This is a genomic window from Bdellovibrio bacteriovorus str. Tiberius, from assembly GCF_000317895.1.
GTDB classification, from domain to species: domain Bacteria; phylum Bdellovibrionota; class Bdellovibrionia; order Bdellovibrionales; family Bdellovibrionaceae; genus Bdellovibrio; species Bdellovibrio bacteriovorus_F.
The window spans coordinates 2191754-2215391 of sequence record NC_019567.1 but is presented as its reverse complement, the minus strand read 5'-3'; the positions used below and the strand labels follow the sequence as shown (position 1 = coordinate 2215391).

Genomic DNA, 23638 nt, shown 5'->3' with positions numbered 1-23638 from the left:
TGTGAAAAGACTAAAGCGGCTGTTCGTTCTGTCACATGAATGGAATGTCTTTCTTGTTCTGTTGATTATCATTTCCGTCAGCGTACTGAGCTGGTGGATGGTTAAGGTGCATCTTGAAAAAGAATGGAATGCACGTCTTGAATCAGAAATAGGAAGTGTTCAGGCGGTGATCAACCGCGAGTTCTTCGGCTATGGTCAGTCGTTGATGGACACACGCGCCTTTTTCCAGTTGGCAGGAATTCCCACAGCGAAAGAATATCAGGACTATGTGGATTCTTCCCAGGTGCTTCGACGTTTCCCGGGGTTGCAGGGTATTGGCTTTGCGCAAAAAGTTGAAAAAGACGGTGTGCCCGGTTTAGAGCGCGCCATGCGCGATCAGGGCTTTGTCGATTTTAAATTCTGGCCCGAAGGGGAGCGTCCTTTATACACTTCAATTACTTTGATTCAGCCCCAGGATTGGCGAAACAAAAAAGCCCTGGGCTTTGATATGTACTCGGATCTGACTCGGCAGTCGGCGATGGATAAAGCGCTGTTGGGAAATCTGATGGCGGTGTCTGATCCGGTGGTCCTGGTGCAGGATGATCAGGAGGAATTCCAAAAAGGTTTCCTGATTTATCTGCCAGTGACCAAGACGATTGACGTGTCGGGTGAAGTGGAGCCCAAGAACATGCTTCTGGGGTTTGCGTACTCGGTGGTGCGTATCAACCGTTTCTTTAACGGCGCCTTCGGGGTGCCGCAGTTCTATGATGAAAAGGTCAATTATAAGATCACCATCTATGATCAGAAGATGGGTCGCACCATTCCGATCTATGAACGCTTCCCGTCCAAGTCTGAAGACAAGGTCGTTTCTGATATCTCGGTCAGCCGTGAAATCAAAGTCTTTGATAAAACCTGGACAATTCACTTTGAGCCTTTGCCGCATTTCTTTAACTGGTACGAACGCTATGTCCCGATTCTTTTTGCGTTTGTGACACTGGTGATGTTGTCGGTGATTTTCCTGGCATTGTGGTCCACACAGCAGTTCCTGAAGTTCAGTGAACGCCATAAAGCCTCTTTGTCCCAGCTTTCCAAGAATAAATCCGAGGATATCGCCATGTTCCGCAAGCTGAACACGGTACAAGCGGATTTGTCTTCGGCCATTGAAGGCAGTTCTTTGTTTGAAAAGTTCTGCACACACATGGAAAGCGTATTTGGTGTCGAGGATTGCGCTGTCTTTGTCCGTGAGCAAAAAGGCCCTTATGAAAAGCGCTTCCAGAAAAATCTGAACGTCTTCCCGGATATTCTGGACGTGCCACGTGAATTTGATGTCCATCTGGGCGAAGGGATCCTGGCCACTCAAGGCGCGGTCGAGGCCATGCAAAAAGCCCTGGCCATGATACCACCCGACGTGCGTAAAACTCTGGATCAGTCGCCTTACTACCTGATCCGCACGGCCATGCATGAATCCGGCAAGGAAACCTCGGTGCTGATCGTGTTGAAGGGCCCCAAAAGCCTGCTGGATTCCGAGATGAAGTCCTATGCGGTTCAGCGTGTGGTGGGGAAATTCACCATGTCCTATGATAAGGCCATTTTGCTTCGTCGTGCGGAAGATGCGAACTTTATGAAAAGTTCGTTCCTGGCCAACATGAGCCACGAGATCCGCACACCGTTGGGAGTAATCGTAGGGTATTCAGAGATTCTGGCAGATGACGATCTGGAGCCCGGCGACAAAGAGCAAATTGTCAAAAGCATTAAACGCAACGGTAAAGAGCTGGCGCGTTTGATTGATGATATTCTGGATATCTCCAAGGTGGAAGCCGGCAAGCTGCACTTTGAAATGGCTCAGGTGAATCTTGAAAACCTGATTCAGGAAATCAAATCCATCATGGAAGTGCGCGCTTCCGACAAGAAAATCCAGTTCAGCACGGCGAAGCTCAGCAATGTGCCGTCGATGGTGGTGACTGATGATGTGCGCCTGAAACAGATTCTGGTGAATGTTGTGGGTAATGCCATCAAGTTCACGGAAAAAGGCGGCGTGAAGCTGCTGTATAAAACCTACGCCAGTGATCATGGCGAACAGTTCCTGGAATTCCAGGTGCAGGATAGCGGTGTCGGTATCAGTGAAAAAGGCCGTGAAATGCTGTTTAAGCCGTTTTCTCAAGCCGATGTTTCCACGACCCGCAAGTATGGTGGCACCGGCCTGGGGCTGGCACTTTCCAAGCGTCTGGCTGAACTTCTGGGCGGGGAGCTTTTCCTGCAGGAATCCTCTATCGGCAAAGGTTCCACCTTCTGTCTGCGCATTCCGCTGAAGGATCTTGAAAAACGCGCTTTCAATGTGCGCCCTGAAAAAAATGTGGTGAAGGTGGAAAGTGCTCTGGATGACGGTCCCAAGCGCGAGATCGACTGGGGTGCTTTGGATCTGAAAAATCTGCTGGCAGGATCAAGAATCCTGCTGGTCGAGGATTCTGAAGACAATCAGGAAATATTTGAACACTTCCTGCGCAGTGCCGGGGCGGATGTGATGATTGCGGATGATGGTGAAAAGGCTGTGGACCAGGCTTTCCGGTACAATCCGGATTTGATTTTGATGGATATCCAGATTCCCAAATTCGATGGTCGCGAGGCCACCAAGCGCATTCGTCAAAAGGGCTTCACTCGCAACGTGATTGCCCTGACGGCCCACGCTCTGCATGAAGAACTGCAAAGTTGCCTGGAAGCAGGCTGCAATGGTCAGATCACCAAGCCGGTGTCCGGAGAGCTGCTGGTGCAGGAAGTTTACTTCTATCTGAATCACAAGGTTTGATATGGCAGCGATGATTGTGCCTGTGGAATCAAAAGTGAAATACCTGCGCCGTCGTGATGCTGAGCTCGAATCCCTGTTGGGGATGATTGTGGGTGCGGAGTTGTTTGAGCTGGGAAAAAAAGTGGGGCATCAGGTCAAAGGCAATGCCGCGACTTTCGAGTTCAATGATCTCACCGACCTTGGCAAGAGGCTTGAGGCCGCTTGCCTTGCGGAAGATGGTCAGGCGGTGCAGTCTGCGGCGCAAGAGCTAAAGCAGAAGGTGACCGCCCTGTTGGAGCAGTATTCATGAGTGGCTGGTTTTCCCAACCAGCAGTCGATACACAAACAAAATCAGCATTGAGCCAAAGACCGAGGCGATAAAGCCGGCTGGCTCATAGGGTGCATAATATCCCGCACGGGTTCCGATAAAGTGCGCGACAAAAGATCCGGCGATACCCAGCATGCAGGTGATGATCCAGCCTCCGGGGTCTCGTCCGGGCATAAGTATTTTGGCAATGGCTCCCACCAGCAGTCCCAGAATGATGGCGACAATCATGATGTGCTCCTTTCGGTGTAAGGTGTTTGATGGAAGGCCACCCCTTCGGAGAATGCTTGAAAGGGTGGCCGCTTATCCGTCATCTGTCGTGGTCAAATGACGAACGAAAATATTGGGTTACTGTTGCGGGCGGCGGGAAGGGGAAGTTGGTTTATCCAGACTCTCTCTTGCGCTGCTGGCGTACTTGGCAAAGACGGAGGAGACTTTTTCAGAAGCCTCGTCTTTCGCCATGCCGTATTTCTGCTGCAAAATACCCGCGATGGCTGTGGCATCACCCTTGGTTTTATCCCACTCGTCATCGGTGATATTACCCCAGGCTTTATGCAGGTCGCCTTTGATCTCTTTCCATTTGCCCTGAATGATATCCTTATTCATGGTGTTCTCCTTTGTTGAGGGTTGTTGTGTTGTAAGTGATCAGTACCAGGGCTTTCGAGGCCTTGGCGTTGTTAAGTTCCGTGTCTGCCGGGTGTGTTGCGGCGTTAAGTTCATCAATCACCGTGATCTGTTGCAGATCTTTTTTCAGCACAGCTTTAACTGCCGCGGCTCGTTCATCAGCAAGTTTAGAATCTCCCGCGGGGATATGCTGCCCTGGCGAGGGATATTCCCGGTCGGCCCAGGCAAGAATGCGCACTTCCTGGATGCCCCCATGTCGTTCGGCGACTTCGGTAAGCTGATGGATTTTGCTTTGTTCTTCCTTGCTAAGCTCGTCGGTACCGGGCTGAAAGTTCACCACCGTGTAATGAGTAGTGCCGGGAGCGGTCGCCTCTGCAGACTGTGGTGACTCTGTTTTGGCAGAGTTAGAAGCGCATCCAGCGCCCAATATAAGAGAGCTGATTAAGGTCAGAAAAATGCTCGAGTTGCGTAACATAATGTCTCCTTATGGTGTTTTTCCGTGGGGCCAGAAGCCCGTTGCTATAATATGGCTGCAACTGGGGTGCCTTAAGATAATACCGCTTAAAACGAAATAAATAGACTTATGAATCTTATTTTTGGCCAAAGGTGGCAAAAAGCCACAAAAAGGTTGCGGATATATGCCCCGCTGGATTATCTCTATATTCAGAAGGGGGCTTAATGGACTCTCAAAAAACGATCCTGCTTATTGAAGATGATTTGGATTTGGCAGAGCTTGCAACAGCGTACTTCCGCCAAAAAGGCATTCAGGTTTTGCATATGGAAGACCCTTTGGAGGCTTTGAAATCCATCACTTCCAAAAAGCTGGTTCCTGATGCCATCATCACGGATTTGAATCTGCCCTTGATGTCGGGCCTGGATTTTATCAAAGCTGCTCGCAATGAAGGTGTGGCGCTTCCGATTATTCTGATCACCGTTTCCAACGATGTCGACACGGCGGTGGAAGCCATCAATGCCGGCGCTTATGACTTTGTGGTGAAACCACTGCATTTCCCTCAGCTTTTAATTTCTGCGCAACGGGCATTCAAATTTAATTCCTTGAATGAAGAAAATGAAAACCTGCGCCAGACTCTGGATTTCAGCAAAGGTGTGAATCCTGATGGCATCATCGGAAAAAGTGATGCGATTCGCAAAGTCGTGGATCTGGCCCGCCGGGTGGCGAAGAGCGCTTCGACCGTTTCGATCACTGGTGAAAGTGGCACGGGGAAAGAAGTCTTTGCCAAAGCCATTCATAACTGGAGTCCGCGCGCCAAGAAACCTTTTGTGGCGATCAACTGTTCAGCCATTCCGGAAAATCTTCTGGAATCTGAATTGTTCGGTCACGCCAAGGGATCTTTCACCGGTGCGGTGGAAAAGAAAGTCGGTCTTTTTGAAGAAGCCGACGGCGGCACATTGTTTCTGGATGAAATCGGGGATTTGAATCTGTCCTTGCAGGCCAAGCTTTTGCGCGTTTTGCAAGAGCGCGAAATCAAGCGGGTGGGTGAAAATCAGTCCCGTTCGGTGGACGTGCGCGTGATCGTGGCGACCCATAAGGATCTTCGTCAGGAAGTCGCGGAAAAACGTTTCCGTGAGGACTTGTATTTCCGTCTGAATGTGATTCCGGTGAAACTTCCGCCGCTGCGGGATCGTCGTGAGGACATTCTGCCTTTGGCAGAGCATTTCCTGAAAAAATACAACGCCATCAATGGCACTCAGGTGCAGGGGTTTAAAAAATCCGCCAAAGAGTTTTTGCTGACTCAAGGCTGGCGCGGAAACGTGCGCGAACTTGAAAATGCCATTGAACGGTCCGTGGTTCTTTCATCCGGGGCCGAGATTGATGTTGCGGCCTTCACTCTTTTTGATGAACCGGCATTGCAGGATGCTTTCTTAAGTACAGAGGATAAAAAGAACGCCTTTGTTTTTCATTTCGGTGACGAGGTCGAACCTTTGCACGAGCTGGAAAAGAAATACGTGCAATTCGTCTATGAAAGAAAAAATCGCGCAAAAGAACTGACGGCCAAAGCTCTCGGTATTGATCGAAAAACCCTGTATCGCAAACTGCAGGAAATTGACCCGCAGGTTTCCGTCTAGGGGAAAATTCCTCAGGGTGCGGGGTGATTTGCCTCGCGCCAGGGCTTATAACGATTTTAAACGTTTTAAGCCTTGGTGGTTCCCTTGCATTACCTTTCTTGTGAGATAACAAGGAGGGTATCCATGACTTCGATTATTCGTCTGGCGCTGGCTTTGGGTTTTGTAGGCGCCATCACTTACGCACAACCTGATGTCGAGCTGGCCACAGCCCGTATGGTGGGTGCATCACAGGTCGCACCCGTCTTTTTTGAGCCGGGAAAAAACAATATGAACGGTGAAGAGAAAAAAGAACTGCGCTCGTTCTTCACCTCACTGCGTGAGTCTGACAAGATCAAATCCGTGCGGGTTTTAAGCTGGGGAGATCGCGAGTATCCGGCGAAGGATGAAAAAGCCTCTGCCAAACAAATTTCTTTGGCCAAAGATCGCGCCGACTCCATTAAAAAGTTTTTGCAGCAGGATCTGAAGATTGATTCTGTGGATACGCACAATATGACCGAGCGTCCGTCCAAACTCAGTGAACTTTTCAAAACCGATGACTATGAAGTGAAATCCTCGGCCGAAGCCACCGGCGCAGCACCAGCTCAGAATAAAACCGGTGTGTTTGAAGAAATGGCCCGTTCCACCACCGCTTTGGTGTTGGTGGTCTTGCAGTAAAGGAATGAGCTTTCCCAGTTGAAATTAGGATTTCATCGGGGCTGGGCTCATAATTGTCGGATGGATTTAAATCAGATCATGTTCTTAATAATCCTGGCTTTGGCGCTGTACTTTTTTGTCAGCGAAAAGCTGGGCGTGGATATGACGGCCTTGCTGATCATCCTGGCATTGGCGGTGACGCGGATTCTGGATCCCAAAGAGGCCTTTGCCGGATTTTCAAGTGAACCGGCCCTGATTGTGGTGGCGGTGTTTGTGCTGTCCGCAGGTCTTTCTGCCACGGGGCTGACAGATGCCATTGGCAATGCCGTCAGTCGGGTGGCTGGGAAAAATCAGTGGACGGCAAATCTGGTTATCATGACGACGGTGGCGGCACTTTCGGCCTTCACCCATCACTTGATGGTCACCGCGATGATGCTTCCGATTGTGATGCGACTTTGCCGGGAACAAAACCTTCCCTCTTCGCGATTATTGATTCCCATGGCCACGGCAGCATCCCTGGGGACGACACTGACTTTGATTGGTGCGCCAGCCTTTCTGCTGGCAAACAGCGTTTTAAAGCGGTCCGGAGAACCGGCCTTGCGGTTGTTCTCAGTGACCCCGTTGGGGGCCACACTGGTCGGTGTCAGCTTTGTGCTGATTTTGCTTTTGTTATGGGTTCTGCCAAAGACATCAGGGCGCGATCATCATGATGAAAAATTTCGTATCGAAGAACTTTTCACCGAGTTGGTGGTTCCGTCTGGTTCCCGCTGGGCGGGGATGGGTTTGGCGCAGTTTCAGAAAGAAATGGAAAAGCGGTTTGAAATCGTCGGTCTTAAAAGAAACGGCATAAGGATTTCCACCTTGGAAGCCGAAGTACAGTTGGAAGTGCACGATGTGCTGCTGGTTAAAACTTCGCCCGATGAGCTCTTGTCGGTGGACGAGAAAATGGGTCTGGCACTAAGGACGGTGAAAAAGTACGGCGAAGAAATAGCCGCCGCCGAAGAAGGGCACAGCAAGGTCGCCGAACCCATGATTGTACAGGCTTTGGTTGCTCCTCAGTCTTCTTTGGTGGGAAAAAGTGTCGGTGAAATTGATTTTGTGCGCACCATGGGGGTTGTTGTTATCGGGCTATGGCGCCGGGGTGGGTGGATGTATCACGAGCTTTCTCAGGCGCGGTTGCGCGAAGGGGACTTGATCATTCTGTGGGGGCATGAAAATCAGCTGGATGAAATCAATGCCAAATACAGTCATCTTCTGATGTTGTTCCCGATGAACGTGCGACCGAAAAAACGGGTGAAGGCCAAAACAGCGGCTCTTATCATGGGAACGTCGGTATTGGTCGCGGCGACGGAAACTCTGCCTCCGCATATCGCGTTTATGATGGGGGCGGTGGCGATGGTTCTAAGCAAATGCATTTCCGTGCGCCAGGCGTATGACTCTATCGAAGTAAAAATCTTTGTGATGATTTCCGGGGTGATCCCTTTGGGGATCGCCATGGAAAAAACGGGACTGGCCACCTTGTTTGCTGAAAGTCTGGCACGGGTGATCGCGCACTGGGAGCCCTGGGCCATCATGATGACCTTCTTTGTGGCCGCCGGATTGTTGACTCAGATTTTATCGGATGCGGCAACAACTGTGCTGATTGCGCCCATTGCAATTGCATTTGCAAAAACCGCCGGGGTTTCGCCAACCGCGGCGGTGGTTTGTGTGACCGTCGGAGCCGTTGCGTCTTTTCTGACTCCGATCGGGCACCATGGAAATTTACTGATTCTGGGGCCGGGGAACTACCGATTTGTCGATTTCCTGAAAATCGGCTTTCCGCTGACGGCCCTGATCGCGGTGGTTACATGCTTTATGTCCCTGCATCTGTGGAGCTAAGCGGGGACGGCGGAGGAAGCTGCACCTGATCCCACTTGGGCACATTCACACCCAAAGTGATCTTCAGAACTTCATTCACGTCCTCGACAAAGTGGAAGCGCAGGTCTTTGCGAATATCCTCAGGGATCTCTCTCAGATCCTTTTCGTTTCTTTTGCAAAGAAGAATTTCCTGCACACCCGCCCGGTGAGCGGCAATGACCTTTTCCTTGATCCCGCCCACTGGCATCACGCTGCCCCGTAAAGAGATCTCTCCGGTCATGGCAATCTTCGGATCCACCGGCTTATTCAGCAGCATGGAAGCCATCGAAGTCAGCATGGTGATACCGGCAGAAGGCCCGTCTTTCGGGATGGCGCCGGCTGGTACGTGCACGTGAATGTCTTTTTTTGCAAAGTCCAGCAATGGATCCAAAAGCGGCAGCCGTGATTTCAGCAGTGTCAGCGCAATTTTTGTCGATTCCTGCATCACCTCGCCCAGTTGTCCCGTTAGCAGCAGATTTCCCTTGCCGGGCATCTGGGCTGATTCGATAAACAGGATGTCCCCGCCCACCGGCGTCCATGCAAGTCCGGTTACCACTCCAGGAGGCAGCAAGCTGCCAATCATGTCGGCCGAGAATCTTTCAGCACCAAAGATTTCCTCCAGGTCTTTTTCTTCCACCAGCAGCGGCAGTCCTTCGGCTTTGATAATCTTAAGACTCATGTGTTTGCAGATGCTGGCGATTTTTCTTTGTAAATCGCGCACACCAGCTTCACGGGTGTAGTGAGTCAGAAGTTTGGTCAGCGCCTGATCCGTGATCTGCAGTTGATTGTCTTCCAATCCGTGCTCGATCAATTGCTTAGGCCAAAGATGGTTTCGCGCAATCTGGCGCTTTTCATCGACCGTGTAGCCGCTGAGATCGATCACTTCCATGCGGTCCAGCAGGGGCAATGGAATGCCTTCCAAAGAGTTCGCAGTGGCGATAAAGAACACCTTCGACAAATCAAACGGCGTATCCAGATAGTGATCCTGGAACGTGTTGTTTTGTTCAGGGTCCAGGACTTCCAGCATCGCACTGGCGGGATCGCCGCCAAAGCCGCGGGTCAGTTTGTCGATTTCATCCAGAATAAAGACTGGATCATTTTCGCCGGCCTTCTTAATGCCTGCGATGATTCGACCGGGCAGGGCGCCGATATAGGTGCGACGATGCCCGCGAATTTCCGCGTCATCACGCACGCCACCCAGGGCCACGCGCACGTAGTTTTTACCCAAAGCACGCGCAATACTTTTGCCTAAAGAGGTTTTACCCACACCCGGAGGGCCGATAAACATCAGAATGGATCCCTGATGCGACTTGCGCAGTTTCATCACCGCCAGATGCTGCAGGATTCTTTTTTTGATTTTATCCAGACCATAATGGTCTTCATTCAGCACGCGCTCTGCGGCCTCCAGATCAATGTTCTGTTGCGCGGACGACTGATTCCACGGCAGAGTTGTCATCAGCTCCAGATGGGTGCGAATCATCTGATACTCAGGCGAAGCTGAATTGGATGTTTCCAGCCGGCGCAGCTGATTTTTCGCCAGTTCCAAAGCTTCCGCAGGCATTCCGGCCTTGTCGATTTTATCTTTGAATTTGGTGAACAGGTCCTCGCCCTCGTTGTCGCCAAGCTCTTCGCGGATCACGCGCATTTGTTCCCGCAGAATGCTTTCTTTTTGATTCTGCTGGAAGCTTTCCTGCAATTTGTCGCGGATGCCGCGCTGGATTTTCAGGCGTTCTTTCAGTTCCTGCAGGCGGTCCAAAAGTTTCAGGGCGCGGTCTTTCAGAGCTGCGATTTCCAGAATTTCCTGTTTGTCGGATATATTGATATCTGCGTAAGCGGCACACATGTTTACGAGTGTCTGCAGATCTTCAATTTCAGCAATCATCTCACGGATCTGCCTTGTGTTTCCGGGCAGAAGGTCCAAGAGGTCATCGCTGAGTTGGCGCAAAGAGGACAGCAGGGCTTCTTCTGTTTTTTTATCCAGATGTCCTGAGTCTTCCACGGCCTCGGTTTGCGCTTCAATGTGCCCGTCAGATTCCCGGCTGTGAATCAGGCGAACGCGTTGATGGGCTTTGACGAAAATATTATAACTTCCGTCTTCTTCCATGCGGAATGATTCGACTTTTGCCAGTGTGCCGACCTGATAAAGATCTTCAGCTTTGTCCACCGACGCATTGGGGTTTTTCTGCGTCAGCAATATCACCCAGTGATTGTCGCGCAGGGCTTTTTGTAAAGCCGATATACTTTTTTCACGTCCGATTCTTAAAGGCATACTGATGTCAGGAAACAGTACGGAATTCTTCAGAGGAATGACTGGGACGTAACCAGAGACGTATGACACGTGTTACCTCGTTTTCTCCCCATAAGTGGGGGCTTCCTTAAAGATGAGCACGATCCGCCAGCCGTCAAGCCAGGGTGACTCCATAATCTTTTTCGATGCGGGATATGAGTTCTTTATAGTTTACAGGTTTCGTAAAATAGCCTTGCGCACCCAGGTTGAGGGACTTTCGGATACTTAGCTCATCGTCATAAGCGCTCATCATATAGACATCAATATCGGGGAAGCGCTGCTTCACTTTCTTCAGCAATTCAAAGCCCGAAACGTTGGGCATATTAATGTCGGTGAATAAAACTTCGGAGCCCGGATTTCTTTGGGAACTTTCCAGATATGATAAGCAGGACTGGGCATCTTCAAAGAAGTGAAAGCGAATATCGCCTTTTTCAATGGGCTTTCTGAACTTCAGTTCGCACAGGGCACCGACACTGCTTTCGTCATCGACCACGACGACGTCCAAAGGTACTGACGTGTTCATAGACTGACCTCTGCCGTGCGTTGGGCACTGGGAAGTTCGATGGTGATAAGAGTGAACTCGTTTTCTTTGCTTAGAATTTGGAAAGAACCCCGGTTTTTTTCAACATTCTGTTTGGCAATCCAAAGTCCCAGTCCGGTTCCTTCGCCCGGTGGCTTCGTGGTATAGAACTCATCGCAAACATTGGGAAGGTGATTTTGTGGAATGCCGGTGCCATTGTCGCGGACTGAAAGGCGGCACAGAGCTTTTCCGGGCAAAAGCTCCACCTGCAGCTCTGGGATAAATGTGGTGCGGTTTCTTTGAAACTTTTCATTCAAAGCATAAAGAGCGTTGTCGATAATGTTGATAAAAACCCGTTCCATGGCCGGTGCGTCGACCAGGCGTGCCTGCACCTGAGGCGTGATGTTGATTTTTTTGACCAAAGCCGTTTTCAGATCAATGTCGGTGATGGATCGCAGGAACATGTCCAAAGCCCGCTCGACCAGGGCAGAGAAATTAACCCATTCCGGTTCCTGGCTGGTGTCCTGACGGGCCTGTTTTAACATGTTGGTGATAATGTCACTGGCACGCATGCTGTGTTGCTGGATCATTTCAACGGCGCGGTCACGGGATTCTTTGTCGAGGTCGCTATCCTGCAGCAGCTCTGAAGCGTTGATAATGATGTTCAAAGGATTCTTCAGCTCATGGGCGATACCGAAGGTGATGCGTCCGATAGTCGCAAGTTTTTCCTGAGAGATAAGTTGTTTCTGTGTGGCCTGAAGTGAAGCGAAGGCTTTTTGCAGTTCGCTGGTGCGTTCGTTGACAAGTCTTTCCAGACTTTCGTTGATTCTTTTTAAAGAATCCTCCGCCGCCAGACGGCGGTACTCGGTTCCGATGCGGGCGGCAAAGAATTCCACAATCGCTGTCTGCATTTCCAAATTCGCAAAAGGCTTTTCGTCCATGATCACCAGCAATCCAATAAGACGACCATCTGTGTGCAGAAAGGGGGATCCCAGATAGGACTGTACATTCATATCCTTCAGCATCTGGTCTTTGGGGAATTCCTGCTGCACGTTCGTGGAATAGCAGGCCACACGGGTCCCGCAAAGGACCTGGGTGCACGGGGTGTCTTCCAGGTTATAGACGACGTTGTCGGTGAAACCCTGGTTCGCCCATAGAAAGTCCGTTTGAATGGATTTGCGCTCAGGTTCGATGGCGTGGCCAACCATCACGTATTTGACGTCCAAGGTGGTGGCCAGACGGTGCACCAACTCTCGAATGTATTCTTTACCAGAAAGCAGCTGGTCCACATTGTAGATGTCTTTAATGACCTCCAAAGATTGAAGAGTGTTGCTTTCCATAGCTGGCCTCCAGCCAGTCCATTTTAGCACTCTGTCCGGGGAAAGATCGCTTTGGTCCGCAGGCCTGTTAAAAGTCATCTGATTTTCCGGATTTCCGGACAGCTCGTCCCCGTTTTCAGAAGCTGAGGGGCTAGGGGAGCGTCAGCTATCCACTGAGTGGATCTGACAGGGCACATCCCTTGCTGAAGGGGATCAGCATCGGAAATGAGTTTTTTCCAGAAAGGTATATTGTGAAAAATTTAGTATGTACGGTCTTGGGGGTTTTGTTGTTGAGTTCAGGTGTTCAGGCGGTACCAGTGAGTGCGGCTCTTGCTGAAAAAGCCAGAAAGCTTGCTGACCATTTGCAGGACGTGGAATCGCAGCTGGTATATGCTGACCACGAGGAAGTTCGCTATAGCCTTGAAAAGCTTGAGATCACCTTGGGACGTTATCAGAAAAAAGAATCCCGCGTGCCGTTTGCCTGTATTTCCAATGGCAGTTCTGATCACTTTGAACGCTTCGTTCCGACTGATTTAGCAACTAACAAAGTCGTGGGTGGCGGGACGAGTTTGGATAAATGTCGTCAACTGATTGAAAAACAGATGAATGGTTTGATGTGTGTCTCGAATGGCAGTGACGATCACTTTGAGCGTTTCAGTCCTCTGGATTTGGCGACACGTAAAAAAATCGGTGGCGGCACTTCGTTTGATGCCTGCCAGGTGTTGATTGCAAAAGCAACGTCAGGATTTATGTGCGTTTCCAACGGAAGCGACGGCGCTTTTGAAAGCTTTATCCTGCGTGATCTTAAGAACGCCCGCAACATTGGCGGCGGAACGTCCCTGGATAACTGCCTGTCCGCAATTCCTCGTTAGTTTTTAAACCCATCCACCAAGGCGATGTCTCGGGTCATGCCGCCGAAGGGGCCACAGTAAACGGTTTCTTCAAGCCATTTGGTTTCATCCGGGACTTCGTCTTTGAAAATGATTTTTGACCAGAAACGATTGATGCTGTCCCAGTTATAACCGCGACCCTTCAGGTGGTCTTTCGATTCAAACGGTGCCGACGTCGCAATCACATGAGTCATCGGGCGACGGGCGTTGTTGATCAATTCAAAAAGATAAGGCTTCTGGGTGTCTGCATCCGGCAGGCTTAGCAGGTAAAGCAAGGCATCCACATCGTTGATTGCGCGGTGGGAATCAGTGAAGAACCCGTGATAGATATTCAAAAGCTCCAGCTTCGGGCTGGTAAAGCCCTTGTCGGACCATTCAACCTGTTTAAACGAACAAGCCCATACGCGCTCTGTAGATGTTTTGGATCTGCGATCGATGAAAGGGCGGTCAAACTTCGCATTGTGCGCGATGATCAACTGACATTCATTTAAAAGAGCATCCACAGCAGTCCAGTCGATCTGCTTGCCGGCCACCATTTCATCGGTGATTCCGGTCAGGGCCTGAATTTCGGGTGTGATCGGTTTCCCTGGATCCTGGAAGCTGGAATAGGTCTTGGTGACAGCCAGAACTTCGCCCGAGTTTTTGTTGAAAAGAAACTGGCGAATACCGATTTCGATAATGGTGTCTTCGGCCTGATTTAAACCCGTGGTTTCGACGTCCAAAATAGCGGCAACACGCACGATGTCGGCATTGTCCCGAACCCAGGTCGTGGTCGCATAAGGGGGTGTATTAAGTTTGCAATCCTCAAGGTGTTTGAGGGTGACTGATTTACCGTCTGCTGATTTACCGATCCAACGAAATGCCAAGGGACAACTCCTTAAAAATCGCGCCCATTTTAGGGTTGCCCAAGTCCACTTGTCACGGGGCACCTGTGGCGAAGCGATGCGGCGAAAATCTGAATGTCCCTGAATTGACTTTTTTGGGCCGGGCGTAAAGACTTTTAGTATGAGTTTGGAAAAAGTTTTGATTATTGATGACCATCCGATTGTCCGCGCCGGCCTAAAAACCGAGGTGGAGCGTCTTTCTGATACTTTCACCGTGGTAGGAGAGGCTGAGGAAGCCGTCCGCGCCCTGCAGATGATTCAAACTGAAAATCCAACAGTGATTTTGTTGGACCACCATCTTCGTGGCTCCAGCGGTTTTGAAGTTCTGGATTTTATCCGCAAGTTCAACGCATCTATTCGCGTGATCGTATTCACTCAGTCGTTGGAATCAGCCATTTTGAAAACTTACTGGAATTCCCCGGTGGTGGCGATTGTCAGCAAAGGGTCCTACATCGAGGACGTGCCCAAAGCGCTGCTGGCCTTGAAAAATGGAGATCGCTTCCTTTCAGACAATATCCGCCAGGCCATTGATAAGGCGGGTGTGGAAGTTCTGACCAAGCGAGAGGTCGAAGTGGCAAGAATGGTTGCCACAGGCCGTTCCAATAAAGAAATCGCCGAAGCTTTGGGTTGTTCTGATCAGACGATCAAAACTCACAAGACCAATATCATGACCAAACTGGGCGTGAACACTTCTGTGGAAGTTGCCATGTGGGTAACGAAGCAGGGGCTATCTTAAAACCTATTCAAGCAATCATCCAAAAAGCGCGCAGATTTTTTCTGCCGCGCTTTGAAGTGTACACCGACGGCAGTGTAAAGAACGGTCGGGGTTCCTGGGCCTATGTGATTGTTCGTCGTAACCGCGTGCTTCGTGAATGCAGCGGGGCCTCTTTAAAACCCACCAACAATCAGATGGAGTTTCAGGCCGCCATCGAGGCACTGTCGTCTTTGCCGGAAAAATCCCGTATTGAAATTTACACCGACTCGCGAGTCCTGATTGAGACCCTGCAAAAGGTCCCGGAATGGAAAGCTCTGGGCTGGGTGAAGTCCCGCGGTCAGCCGATTCCCCAGGTCAATCAGCTAAAGCAACTGGATCTGCTGTTGTCGATGCGGGACGTGCGATGGAAATGGGTGAAGGCGCATTCGGGAATTAAGCACAACGAACGATGTGATATGCTTTGTATCCAAGCGCGGTCTGGGTCCTGAGTTGACTTGAGACCAGCTCAAGGTCATCATTATTTCATGCTTAAATCCAAAATCATCCTGGCGTTGTCTTTGTGTACTTTGTTTGCGGCTTGTTCTCCGATGAGCTCCATGACTGCAAATAAGCGTGATGCCGAATTCTATGGCCGCTTTGTGAATCCTGCCGAGCAAATGGACAGTGCTGTGGAAAAGCTGGATCAGGTAAAACTTCTTGAAACAGGCTCTGATTACCCAATGCGAATGGCGCTGTTCACGAATGGCAAATTCTATTATCAGGTGGACAAGCTGGGCGACGGACAGGGTTTGTGGGATGTGGCTGACGGCGTCTTGCGCCTTAGGGCGATCCGTCCGTTGTTTGATATGCACTTGTTTGTGTCGGGTGCTCAGGTGGAGGGCGACGAAACTGTAATTCGTTTCATCGACCGTCATGGATTCAATTCAATCAAAATTCAACTGCGCGATCCTGAGCTGATGAAGCAGCAGGGGGTTGTTCCTCCGGCACTGCCTCTGTATCAGGCTTCTGAAAAAGACATCTAGTAATGAGGCGGCTTTTCATTGCCGCGAATCTCATCACCTTCGGTTCCCAGAACTTCTTTCAGTCGATTGGTCAGACCCTGAAGCAGGGTCTCCATTTTGTCGATGGTCTTTTGCTGTTCATAAACTACATGATGCAGTTCTTCCAGCTTTTGTTCCTGGTGAGTCAGCTTGATTTCAAGATCAACGAATCTGTCTTCGCTCATAAAATCCTCTTAAGGGATGAAGGACATCACAAAGTAAGTTAATAGAATCACGCCGTGAACCGCCCCTTGAAGCAAGGTGGCTTTTCCGGTTCCCAGTGTGATCATGCCGGCCATGAATGTCATAATCAAAAAGACCATGTTTTTAGGATCCAGGCCCAGCATCAGTGTCTGGTTCGTGTAAAGGCAGAATGCAATGACGGTGGGGATCGTCAGTGCGATACTGGCGATACCAGAGCCCAGCGCCAGATTCAGACTGGTTTGCAGGCGGTTGGCACGTGCGGCGTTGATAGCGGCCCAGGTCTCTGGCAGCAACACGATACCTGCGATCAAAAGACCCACCATCGATTTTGGAGCGCCGACATAGTCCACACCCTGTTCAATCAATGGCGAGATCATTTTTGCAAGACCGATCACGGCAATCAGACTGACAGACAGGGAAATAAAACTCAGCCAGGCGTCGGATTTAGTGATTTCATGAGTGGGATCAATCGGGGAAATATCACTCTTGGTGTCCACGGCCTCAAAGTAGGTTTTGTGTGTGGTGGTCTGGAACAGAATGAACAGAAGATACAAAACCACGCAGATGATACCAATGAAGATCATTTGTGGCGGGTTGTAGGTGCCTACTGCGGTTGTGGTTGTGAAATTGGGAAGCACAAACACCAAAAGGGCCAGGGTCATCAAAACAACCATCAGACTTTTTGAGCCTTGAACCTGGAACTCCTGCTCTTTGTACTTCATACCGCCCAGAATCAGGCACAGTGCCACCATCCCGTTGGTGATGATCATCACCGCGGCAAAAATCGTGTCACGGGCCAATACAGCCGAATCAGCACTGACGGTGGATTGGTTCATCAAAGACACAATCAGTCCCACTTCGATGATCGTCACGCAAAGAGCAAGAACCAAGGTCCCCAGGCCTTCGCCAATTTTGTGGGCAATAACTTCAGCGTGGTGGACAGAGGACATCACTGCCACACCCAGGAACACCGCCGCGGTCACAGTGATCCACATATTGCCTTCGGCAAACATTGACGACACCAGGAACACGATGAAACTGACGGAGGAAATCAAATGCTGGGGTTCGAGTCCTTTTCGGATGAATTGGGCTGTGCTCATGATCATGGGTGTCCTCCTGCTAAGTGTTGAATAAAAGCCTTAGAACGGGACAGTCCTTGTGCGCAAGCATAAATCCGAAATAATCCAAGAAATTAACTATTTGAGAACGAAAAGCAGACGGAGGATCAGGGTGTTGTAGAGTGGGTAAAATAGAATCTAATTTTTTCGAGGCGTAGAAATGGAAAAGGCCCGATGGTTTACCATCGAGCCTTTATTGGTTGCGGGGGCAGGATTTGAACCTACGGCCTTCGGGTTATGAGCCCGACGAGCTACCAGACTGCTCCACCCCGCGACAAGGAAACATAGGTATAGGTGCAAAGCGCCGAGGGGTCAACCCCTCTTATTAATAATTTTAATATAGCACCATGTATCATTGTCAGTGCTCGTGTTTCATGGTTCAGTTCGACTGTGTTGCAGGAGGCATGAATATGAATGCGAAAAACTTGCTAAAAATTTTGGGAATCAGCTTTGTTATTTCAGCAGTGGGTCTGGTGGGTTTTTTATTCTGGGGCCTTTCCAAACTTCCCTCAGCTTCTGATCTGAAAAAAGCCCTGACTCCGCCAGCACTGCAAAAAACTGCTCAAAGCTCAAGCACGGATGCTGCGAAATCCTTAACAGCTAACACTTCTGATAAATCTTCCGCGACCGCGGAAACGTCTTCAGCAACACCTGCGGCCACACCAGCGATGAATGCCCGTGAAAAACTGGCGCAAGACACCGTGGATGTTTTGCTGAAGGATTTCGCGGATCCTCGCAAGCCCCTGGTGGATGGTTGTCGCAATCTTGAAAAAGCAGCACACAGCGGGCTTTTGCGTGATCCGCAAAATGCTTCCGCGAAATACTTCTTCAGCAGTTTGTCCGATGGAAATCATGACCCGATGGTTGAAACCGCAGCACCTATCTTGCGATTCATCTTTCGTGCACCAGGCATGGAACAAGTGGTGGAACAGATCATGAGCGCCGATGCAAAGAATGATCAGGGTCTGCTGAAAAAAGCTGAGTTCTATTACGAAATCTATCGCGCGGGTGATTACCTGCAAAAGCACACAGTCGACATGGATCAGATTCTGCAAAAAAGCTATAACATGCACTATCTGGCCCGGGCCGTGGCAGCGAAGCCCGAACTGGCGCGTGACTCAGCAACTTTGGATTTCTGTGATCAGATGGAAAAGAACATCAATGCCGGGGGCGAGTTCAATGCTGATGAAGCCTCCGCCGAGATGTCCAGGTTTTTGGACAGCGCGGGTCTTGATGCCAAGGCGATCGGCTATGATCCGGCTTATCGCTCCAGGGTCAAAGTTCAATTCAACAGCACCCGCGTGGGTGTGAATGATTCCTGGGTTGTCAGCTTGTTTGCGCGGGATATTGAGAGGGCTCAGAAAGCCCCCTCAGGAAAATAGAAAGCTACTTCAGCTTTCGCGGCTACCGCCGCTGCAGCACTGTGGCGACCGCCGCAACCGCCGCTGCAGAACTGTGGCTGGCGCCTACTCAGCAGTTTCTTTGGTGGAGCGGGTTTCCGCTTCGCCGTTCTTGTTGAGTGAAATGTACTTGGTGCGAGTCACACGAATCTGTGGAACTGTTCCGGTGTCCTTGCCTTCGGCTTTCATCTTTTCGATTTCAAACGGCACCAGTTGTTTCTGACCCTTGCGGGCCGGATGTTTTTCCAGCTGGTAAGCGCAGTTTCTTGAGCAAGTGTCTTTGGCGTAATCGATTTTGACACAGTCTTCGCAAACCAGCGCATGGGAATCACAGCGTTTGCAGTCGACATTGATTGTCGCAGGCTGACCGCAGTGCGGGCACAGGCCGAACTTGGTGGAGGGTTGCAGGTTCTGATCGACCGCCACGCGGTGGTCAAAGACGAAGCATTCGCCCTCGAACTGATCGTTCGGGTATTCTTTCATATAATTCAGAATACCGCCGTCCAGCTGGAAGACGTTGTTGTACCCTTTGTCCTGAAGTTCCAGGATGCCTTTTTCACAACGAATGCCACCAGTACAGAAGATCAGCATTTTTTTGTCCTTAGGAATTCCTTGCGCTTCGATGTATTGCGGGAATTCCGTGAACTTTTCAATATTGGGATTCAGGGCGCCTTTGAAGGTTCCGATTTTGTATTCGTACCAGTTGCGCGTGTCGATCATCACATAGTCAGATTCTTCTTTCATGACTTTGTTCCACTCGGTTGGTGTCAGGTGATGATTCACACCTTCCGGAGGCATCACTCCTGGAATACCCGTGGTCACGATCTCGTTACGAACTTTGACTTTGAAGCGGCGGAACGGGGACTTCGTCGAATCGGAATCTTTAAAAAACTGATCCGGAGAATTGAAGTATTCGCGAATGAACGCTTTCCAGGCTTCAAAAGATTCCATGGAAGAAGCGGCACATGTGGAATTGTAGCCCTCGTCGCCCAGGATCACGAGTCCTTTGACGTTGAGTTCTTCCGCTTTGTCTTCCAGAGCTTTTTGGATGGCTGGCAGATCTGCCAGTTTAGTAAAACGATAATAAGCCGTAACATAATAGTTCAGCGATTCAGACATTGTGTCACCTTCGTGTCCTGCCGGCGCGCGAGCGTCCGGGTAGCTTGGCTCCAAACCAAGGGGAGTTCAAAGTAGTCGGACGGTTATAAGGGCTTTTGTGTTCTGGCGCAAGGGGGCCTCGTCATTCCGTCCGGAAAACGAGGAGAAGTCTGTATGAATTGCCCGGTTTTGGGCATGATCGCCGTCAGGTTGGGCACAAATCCACCCAAGGAGGGTTCCGGGCGCCAAGGGCAGTGCGGCAAATGCTTGTAACCCGTCGGATTTCCCCGTAAAAAGGAGTTTTCAAAGGAAAGATTCCACAATGCAAGTCACTCCTCAGATCCAAAAAGAAATTCAGCGTCGCCGTACGTTTGCGATCATCTCTCACCCGGATGCCGGTAAGACCACGCTGACAGAAAAATTGCTTTATCACGGGGGCGTGATTCACGAAACCGGGGAAGTAAAGGGCAAGCAGGGGACGAAGGCTGTGACCTCCGACTGGATGGCCATGGAGCGCGAAAAAGGGATCTCCATCACGTCTTCCGTGATGACCTTTGATTTCGACGGTTTGCGTGTGAACCTGCTGGACACACCGGGACACAAAGACTTCTCTGAGGATACTTACCGCGTATTGATGGCCGTGGAATCCGCGTGCATGCTGATCGACGTTGCCAAGGGTGTGGAAGAACGTACTAAAAAACTTTACGAAGTCTGCCGCCTGCGCAAGATCCCGATTTTCACATTCGTGAACAAACTGGACCGTGAAGGTAAAGATCCGCTGACGTTGATTGATGAAGTTGAAAAGACTTTGAACATGCAGTGCTACCCTGTGACCTGGCCTCTGGGCATCGGTCAGCGCTTCCGTGGTATCTACAACCGTCTGACCAAAGAAATCTGGATCTATGATCAGCGCCGTGAAGAAGTGGAAGACTACAAAATCATTCCATTTGAAAAAGGCAAAGACGATAAAATCCTTTATGACTATCTGGATAAGGAATCCGCTGACCAGGTTCTGGAAGAACTGGATCTGATCGAAGGCGCATTGCCGCCATTTGATGTGAATGAATTCCTGAACGGCACTATTTCGCCGGTGACCTTTGGTTCTGCGAAACAGAACTTCGGGGTGGACACATTCCTGCAGTTCTTCACCAAGTACGCTCCGGGCCCACAACCTCGTCATCTGAAAGATGGCAAGGAAATGGATCCTTGTGATGCGAACTTCTCTGGTTTCGTATTTAAAATCCAGGCCAATATGGACAAGCGTCACCGCGACCGTATTGCCTTTATCCGTATCTGCTCTGGTAAGTTCGAGCGTGGCATGAAGGTGAAACATTCCCGTCATGACAAAGAGCTGCGCCTGTCCTATGCCAGTCAGTTTGTCGCAGCTGACAAAGAAACTGTGGATGATGCTTACGCGGGCGATATCGTCGGGGTCGGTGACACCGGTAACTTTGCTATCGGCGACTGTGTTTATGCCTCTGGTAAAGTTCATTTCGAGGACATTCCGAAGTTTGCTCCGGAACTGTTCGGGAAACTGTCTGTTCGAGACGCCCTGAAACGTCAGAAAATGAATGAAGCCTTGAACCACCTTTCTGAAGAAGGTGCGATTCAGTTGTTTATTGATCCTATCGTCGGCCATCAGGATCCGATCATCGGTGCCGTCGGTGAACTTCAGTTTGAAGTTCTGATCCGTCGTTTGCAGGACGAGTACAATCTGGAAGTGAAGCTGAACCGCTTGCCATACGGCGTGGCCCGCTGGCCGCGCACGGAAGATGGCAAACCAGTCACAGACCTTAAAGGTGGCGCGAACATGTACCGTGATCTGCAGAATAATCCGGTTGTTCTGGTAAATCAGGAATGGGATCTAAACTGGCTGAAGCGCGAAAACCCAACAGTGGAATTCCACACTAGTATCTCGCGCGCTCGCTAGCGCACAGTGACCCGGAAGCTGGAGTAGGGCGCAGCCACAGTGCTGAAGCGGCGGCAGCCGCGCAAGCTGGAGTAGCAACTATGAATTTGCCATTAGAGATTACTGACCTCAGAAAAACCTACCGCGGCGGCACCGTCGAAGCGGTGAAGGGTATGACCTTTTCCGTAAAACCCGGCGAGATTTTCGGTCTGCTGGGGCCTAACGGGGCGGGTAAGACGACGATTATTTCAACCATCACGACGCTTGAAAAGCCCACCTCGGGGACGGTGAAAGTGTTCGGTGTGGATGTTTGCAATGATCCGATGTTCACAAAAAAACAAATAGGCGTCGTGCATCAGGAAGTGATTACTTCCGGTTTCTTCGACGTTGAAGAAATCCTGACCTTCCATTCTGGTTACTATGGTCTGCGTAAAAACAAAGAACGCATTCACTTCCTGCTGGAAAAACTGTCTTTGTACGAACACCGCCATAAAAAAGTAAAACAGCTTTCCGGCGGGATGAAGCGCCGTTTGATGATCGCCAAGGCTCTGGTTCACAATCCAAAGCTGTTGCTTTTGGATGAACCCACGGCCGGGGTCGACATTCGTCTGCGTGAAGACCTGTGGAAGTTTGTTCAAGAGCTTCGCGGCGAAGGCATGTCCATTCTGCTGACGACTCACTATCTGGAAGAAGCCCAGCAGCTGTGCGACCGCGTCGGCATTATCAATCTGGGATCTCTGGTGGTTCTGGGGGATACCAAAGCCATTATCCGCGAATACACGCATAAAAAAATCCGTGTTCTTCTGACCGAAAAACATCTGATTCAGTCTGACTATCTGACTGAAGTGGACGGGAAAGAATACAGTTTCGTTGTGCCTCAGAATAAAACCCTGGGTGAATTCCTGAGCGAAGTCAGCATCCCGACAGGGCTGATCGCTGATGTTCAGATCGAGGAAGGCAGTCTGGAAGACGCCTTCCTGAAGCTTGTTACCAAGAAAGAATCGCAGGTGTCGCTATGACCGGTTTTGTGACTATTTTCCAGCGTGAAATTGCACGATTCCTGAAAGTTCTGGTGCAGACGGTGGTGACGCCGTTTATTTCCTCTTTCCTGTATCTTTTGATCTTTGGTGTGTCTTTGGGTGAACAAATGGCTTCACACCAGGGCGTAAGTTATCTTAGCTTCCTGATTCCGGGTCTGATGATGATGGGTATTATCAACAATGCCTTTCAGAATTCATCCTCTTCGATTGTGTCGTCCAAATTTTCAGGCGATCTGGAAGATCTGCGTGTGGCTCCCGTCACTGATCAGGAGATCATCTGGGCCATGAGTCTTGCGGCCCTGGTTCGCGGAAGTATCGTGGCGGTGATAACTTACATCGTGGGTTCTTTGTTCATGTACTACCAAAATGGCACATGGCTGGTGATTGCTCACCCGGTGGCAGCATTGTTCTTTGTGGTGCTGGCCGGTCTGATCTTTGGAATGATCGGCATCAGCATTGCGTTTTGGGCCAACACCTTTGATCAATTGTCGGCATTTTCCGCTTTCATTTTGCTTCCGCTGACTTATCTGGGTGGTGTGTTCTTGTCGATCGAACACTTGCATCCATTCTGGCAGGCGGTTTCCAAAGCCAATCCGTTGCTGTATCTGATCAACGGTCTTCGTTATGGAATTCTGGGAGTCAGTGATGTGAATGTCTGGACCGCCGCCTTTATTTCCCTGATCGGAATTGGTGTGTTCTATGGTGTCGCACGACTTTCTTTGCGCAAAGGATCCTTCCAGCGCTGGTAGGATCATCCGTCATGGCATCGCTGATAAACCAGAGGTTCCTTCAAAATATTTTCTGAATAAACCCGGGCTGACTCATTCGAACGGGTGGTGTGTCCCTGATTGAGACGTTTTCATCGAAAATGGGAACAGAATCATTCG

General features: G+C 50.2%; 23 protein-coding genes and 1 tRNA gene. 13 read left to right on the top strand and 11 right to left on the bottom strand.

What is annotated here, in order from left to right; all coding sequences use genetic code 11:
* Position 1 precedes the first annotated feature (1 nt).
* Complete coding sequence (locus BDT_RS18975; RefSeq protein WP_051026296.1) at positions 2-2782, top strand: CHASE domain-containing protein; 2781 nt, start codon at positions 2-4, stop codon at positions 2780-2782.
* Between the two features lies 1 nt (position 2783).
* A complete protein-coding gene (locus BDT_RS10595; RefSeq protein ID WP_015091236.1) occupies positions 2784-3071 on the top strand; it encodes an Hpt domain-containing protein in 288 nt (95 codons plus the stop codon).
* Here the strand turns inward: BDT_RS10595 and BDT_RS10590 are convergent.
* From BDT_RS10590 to BDT_RS10580, 3 genes are all read right to left on the bottom strand, one after another.
* Complete coding sequence (locus BDT_RS10590) at positions 3066-3317, bottom strand: GlsB/YeaQ/YmgE family stress response membrane protein (protein ID WP_015091235.1); 252 nt, start codon at positions 3315-3317, stop codon at positions 3066-3068. The genes BDT_RS10595 and BDT_RS10590 overlap by 6 nt on opposite strands.
* 117 nt (positions 3318-3434) lie before the next feature.
* Positions 3435-3692: a CsbD family protein gene (locus BDT_RS10585; protein WP_015091234.1), complete on the bottom strand. Its 258-nt coding sequence runs from the start codon at positions 3690-3692 to the stop codon at positions 3435-3437.
* Positions 3685-4185, bottom strand: coding sequence for an OmpA family protein (locus BDT_RS10580; protein ID WP_041577652.1), 501 nt, complete (start codon positions 4183-4185; stop codon positions 3685-3687). Before BDT_RS10580 ends, BDT_RS10585 begins: the two co-directional genes overlap by 8 nt.
* A gap of 203 nt (positions 4186-4388) precedes the next feature.
* Here BDT_RS10580 and BDT_RS10575 point away from each other — a divergent pair, with 203 nt between their 5' ends.
* From BDT_RS10575 to BDT_RS10565, 3 genes are all read left to right on the top strand, one after another.
* Positions 4389-5798: a sigma-54-dependent transcriptional regulator gene (locus tag BDT_RS10575; protein WP_015091232.1), complete on the top strand. Its 1410-nt coding sequence runs from the start codon at positions 4389-4391 to the stop codon at positions 5796-5798.
* Between the two features lie 123 nt (positions 5799-5921).
* Positions 5922-6452 carry an OmpA family protein gene (locus BDT_RS10570; RefSeq protein ID WP_015091231.1) on the top strand — a complete coding sequence of 177 codons (531 nt, stop codon included), beginning with the start codon at positions 5922-5924 and terminating at the stop codon, positions 6450-6452.
* 60 nt (positions 6453-6512) lie between these two features.
* Positions 6513-8309 (top strand): SLC13 family permease, encoded by a 1797-nt coding sequence (locus BDT_RS10565; RefSeq protein ID WP_015091230.1) that lies wholly within the window; start codon positions 6513-6515, stop codon positions 8307-8309.
* Here the strand turns inward: BDT_RS10565 and lon are convergent.
* The 3 genes from lon to BDT_RS10550 all read right to left on the bottom strand — a co-directional run bounded on the left by lon (position 8284) and on the right by BDT_RS10550 (position 12474).
* A complete protein-coding gene (lon, locus tag BDT_RS10560; protein WP_041577650.1) occupies positions 8284-10665 on the bottom strand; it encodes an endopeptidase La in 2382 nt (793 codons plus the stop codon). The genes BDT_RS10565 and lon overlap by 26 nt on opposite strands.
* Positions 10666-10729: 64 nt before the next feature.
* Positions 10730-11137 carry a response regulator gene (locus tag BDT_RS10555; RefSeq protein WP_051026295.1) on the bottom strand — a complete coding sequence of 136 codons (408 nt, stop codon included), beginning with the start codon at positions 11135-11137 and terminating at the stop codon, positions 10730-10732.
* The gene (locus tag BDT_RS10550; RefSeq protein WP_015091227.1) at positions 11134-12474 is read right to left on the bottom strand and encodes a GAF domain-containing sensor histidine kinase; all 1341 of its coding nucleotides are present in this window, start codon (positions 12472-12474) and stop codon (positions 11134-11136) included. Before BDT_RS10550 ends, BDT_RS10555 begins: the two co-directional genes overlap by 4 nt.
* Before the next feature lie 230 nt (positions 12475-12704).
* Here BDT_RS10550 and BDT_RS10545 point away from each other — a divergent pair, with 230 nt between their 5' ends.
* Entirely contained in the window at positions 12705-13325 is a 621-nt protein-coding gene (locus BDT_RS10545) for a hypothetical protein (protein WP_148278802.1), read from the top strand.
* On the opposite strand, the gene BDT_RS10540 is transcribed toward BDT_RS10545, so the two are convergent.
* Entirely contained in the window at positions 13322-14209 is an 888-nt protein-coding gene (locus BDT_RS10540) for a 3'-5' exonuclease (protein ID WP_015091225.1), read from the bottom strand. The genes BDT_RS10545 and BDT_RS10540 overlap by 4 nt on opposite strands.
* A 139-nt stretch (positions 14210-14348) precedes the next feature.
* On the opposite strand from BDT_RS10540, the gene BDT_RS10535 reads away from it, so the two are divergent.
* From BDT_RS10535 to BDT_RS10525, 3 genes are read left to right on the top strand one after another with little or no spacing between them, the layout of a single operon-like run.
* A complete protein-coding gene (locus BDT_RS10535) occupies positions 14349-14963 on the top strand; it encodes a response regulator transcription factor (RefSeq protein ID WP_015091224.1) in 615 nt (204 codons plus the stop codon).
* Positions 14936-15430 (top strand): ribonuclease H family protein, encoded by a 495-nt coding sequence (locus BDT_RS10530; RefSeq protein ID WP_015091223.1) that lies wholly within the window; start codon positions 14936-14938, stop codon positions 15428-15430. Before BDT_RS10535 ends, BDT_RS10530 begins: the two co-directional genes overlap by 28 nt.
* A 6-nt stretch (positions 15431-15436) precedes the next feature.
* Complete coding sequence (locus BDT_RS10525) at positions 15437-15964, top strand: transposase (protein ID WP_148278801.1); 528 nt, start codon at positions 15437-15439, stop codon at positions 15962-15964.
* On the opposite strand, the gene BDT_RS10520 is transcribed toward BDT_RS10525, so the two are convergent.
* The 3 genes from BDT_RS10520 to BDT_RS10510 form a co-directional block, all read right to left on the bottom strand.
* The gene (locus tag BDT_RS10520) at positions 15961-16167 is read right to left on the bottom strand and encodes a SlyX family protein (RefSeq protein ID WP_015091221.1); all 207 of its coding nucleotides are present in this window, start codon (positions 16165-16167) and stop codon (positions 15961-15963) included. The two genes, BDT_RS10525 and BDT_RS10520, sit on opposite strands and share 4 nt — an antisense overlap.
* A gap of 9 nt (positions 16168-16176) precedes the next feature.
* On the bottom strand, positions 16177-17292 hold the full coding sequence (locus tag BDT_RS10515) for a calcium:proton antiporter (RefSeq protein WP_015091220.1): 1116 nt from the start codon (positions 17290-17292) through the stop codon (positions 16177-16179).
* A gap of 209 nt (positions 17293-17501) precedes the next feature.
* Positions 17502-17578, bottom strand: a tRNA-Met gene (locus BDT_RS10510).
* A gap of 136 nt (positions 17579-17714) precedes the next feature.
* Between BDT_RS10510 and BDT_RS10505 the strand changes: the two genes are divergently transcribed.
* On the top strand, positions 17715-18686 hold the full coding sequence (locus tag BDT_RS10505) for a hypothetical protein (protein ID WP_041577637.1): 972 nt from the start codon (positions 17715-17717) through the stop codon (positions 18684-18686).
* Between the two features lie 84 nt (positions 18687-18770).
* On the opposite strand, the gene trhO is transcribed toward BDT_RS10505, so the two are convergent.
* The gene (gene trhO, locus BDT_RS10500) at positions 18771-19823 is read right to left on the bottom strand and encodes an oxygen-dependent tRNA uridine(34) hydroxylase TrhO (RefSeq protein ID WP_015091218.1); all 1053 of its coding nucleotides are present in this window, start codon (positions 19821-19823) and stop codon (positions 18771-18773) included.
* 301 nt (positions 19824-20124) lie between these two features.
* On the opposite strand from trhO, the gene BDT_RS10495 reads away from it, so the two are divergent.
* The 3 genes from BDT_RS10495 to BDT_RS10485 all read left to right on the top strand — a co-directional run bounded on the left by BDT_RS10495 (position 20125) and on the right by BDT_RS10485 (position 23500).
* Positions 20125-21732 (top strand): peptide chain release factor 3, encoded by a 1608-nt coding sequence (locus BDT_RS10495; protein ID WP_015091216.1) that lies wholly within the window; start codon positions 20125-20127, stop codon positions 21730-21732.
* A gap of 80 nt (positions 21733-21812) precedes the next feature.
* A complete protein-coding gene (locus tag BDT_RS10490) occupies positions 21813-22730 on the top strand; it encodes an ABC transporter ATP-binding protein (RefSeq protein WP_015091215.1) in 918 nt (305 codons plus the stop codon).
* Positions 22727-23500 carry an ABC transporter permease gene (locus tag BDT_RS10485; RefSeq protein ID WP_015091214.1) on the top strand — a complete coding sequence of 258 codons (774 nt, stop codon included), beginning with the start codon at positions 22727-22729 and terminating at the stop codon, positions 23498-23500. The genes BDT_RS10490 and BDT_RS10485 overlap by 4 nt, the downstream gene beginning before the upstream one ends.
* Positions 23501-23638: the final 138 nt, after the last annotated feature.

Excerpts from the sequence above, each read along its gene's own strand:
- BDT_RS10595 (WP_015091236.1), top strand. The coding sequence starts at position 2,784 with ATGGCAGCGATGATTGTGCCTGTGGAATCAAAAGTGAAATACCTGCGC.
- BDT_RS10590 (WP_015091235.1), bottom strand. The coding sequence starts at position 3,317 with ATGATTGTCGCCATCATTCTGGGACTGCTGGTGGGAGCCATTGCCAAA.
- BDT_RS10585 (WP_015091234.1), bottom strand. The coding sequence starts at position 3,692 with ATGAATAAGGATATCATTCAGGGCAAATGGAAAGAGATCAAAGGCGAC.
- BDT_RS10580 (WP_041577652.1), bottom strand. The coding sequence starts at position 4,185 with ATGTTACGCAACTCGAGCATTTTTCTGACCTTAATCAGCTCTCTTATA.
- BDT_RS10575 (WP_015091232.1), top strand. The coding sequence starts at position 4,389 with ATGGACTCTCAAAAAACGATCCTGCTTATTGAAGATGATTTGGATTTG.
- BDT_RS10570 (WP_015091231.1), top strand. The coding sequence starts at position 5,922 with ATGACTTCGATTATTCGTCTGGCGCTGGCTTTGGGTTTTGTAGGCGCC.
- BDT_RS10565 (WP_015091230.1), top strand. The coding sequence starts at position 6,513 with ATGGATTTAAATCAGATCATGTTCTTAATAATCCTGGCTTTGGCGCTG.
- BDT_RS10555 (WP_051026295.1), bottom strand. The coding sequence starts at position 11,137 with ATGAACACGTCAGTACCTTTGGACGTCGTCGTGGTCGATGACGAAAGC.
- BDT_RS10550 (WP_015091227.1), bottom strand. The coding sequence starts at position 12,474 with ATGGAAAGCAACACTCTTCAATCTTTGGAGGTCATTAAAGACATCTAC.
- BDT_RS10535 (WP_015091224.1), top strand. The coding sequence starts at position 14,349 with ATGAGTTTGGAAAAAGTTTTGATTATTGATGACCATCCGATTGTCCGC.
- BDT_RS10520 (WP_015091221.1), bottom strand. The coding sequence starts at position 16,167 with ATGAGCGAAGACAGATTCGTTGATCTTGAAATCAAGCTGACTCACCAG.
- BDT_RS10515 (WP_015091220.1), bottom strand. The coding sequence starts at position 17,292 with ATGATCATGAGCACAGCCCAATTCATCCGAAAAGGACTCGAACCCCAG.
- BDT_RS10505 (WP_041577637.1), top strand. The coding sequence starts at position 17,715 with ATGAATGCGAAAAACTTGCTAAAAATTTTGGGAATCAGCTTTGTTATT.
- trhO (WP_015091218.1), bottom strand. The coding sequence starts at position 19,823 with ATGTCTGAATCGCTGAACTATTATGTTACGGCTTATTATCGTTTTACT.
- BDT_RS10495 (WP_015091216.1), top strand. The coding sequence starts at position 20,125 with ATGCAAGTCACTCCTCAGATCCAAAAAGAAATTCAGCGTCGCCGTACG.
- BDT_RS10490 (WP_015091215.1), top strand. The coding sequence starts at position 21,813 with ATGAATTTGCCATTAGAGATTACTGACCTCAGAAAAACCTACCGCGGC.
- BDT_RS10485 (WP_015091214.1), top strand. The coding sequence starts at position 22,727 with ATGACCGGTTTTGTGACTATTTTCCAGCGTGAAATTGCACGATTCCTG.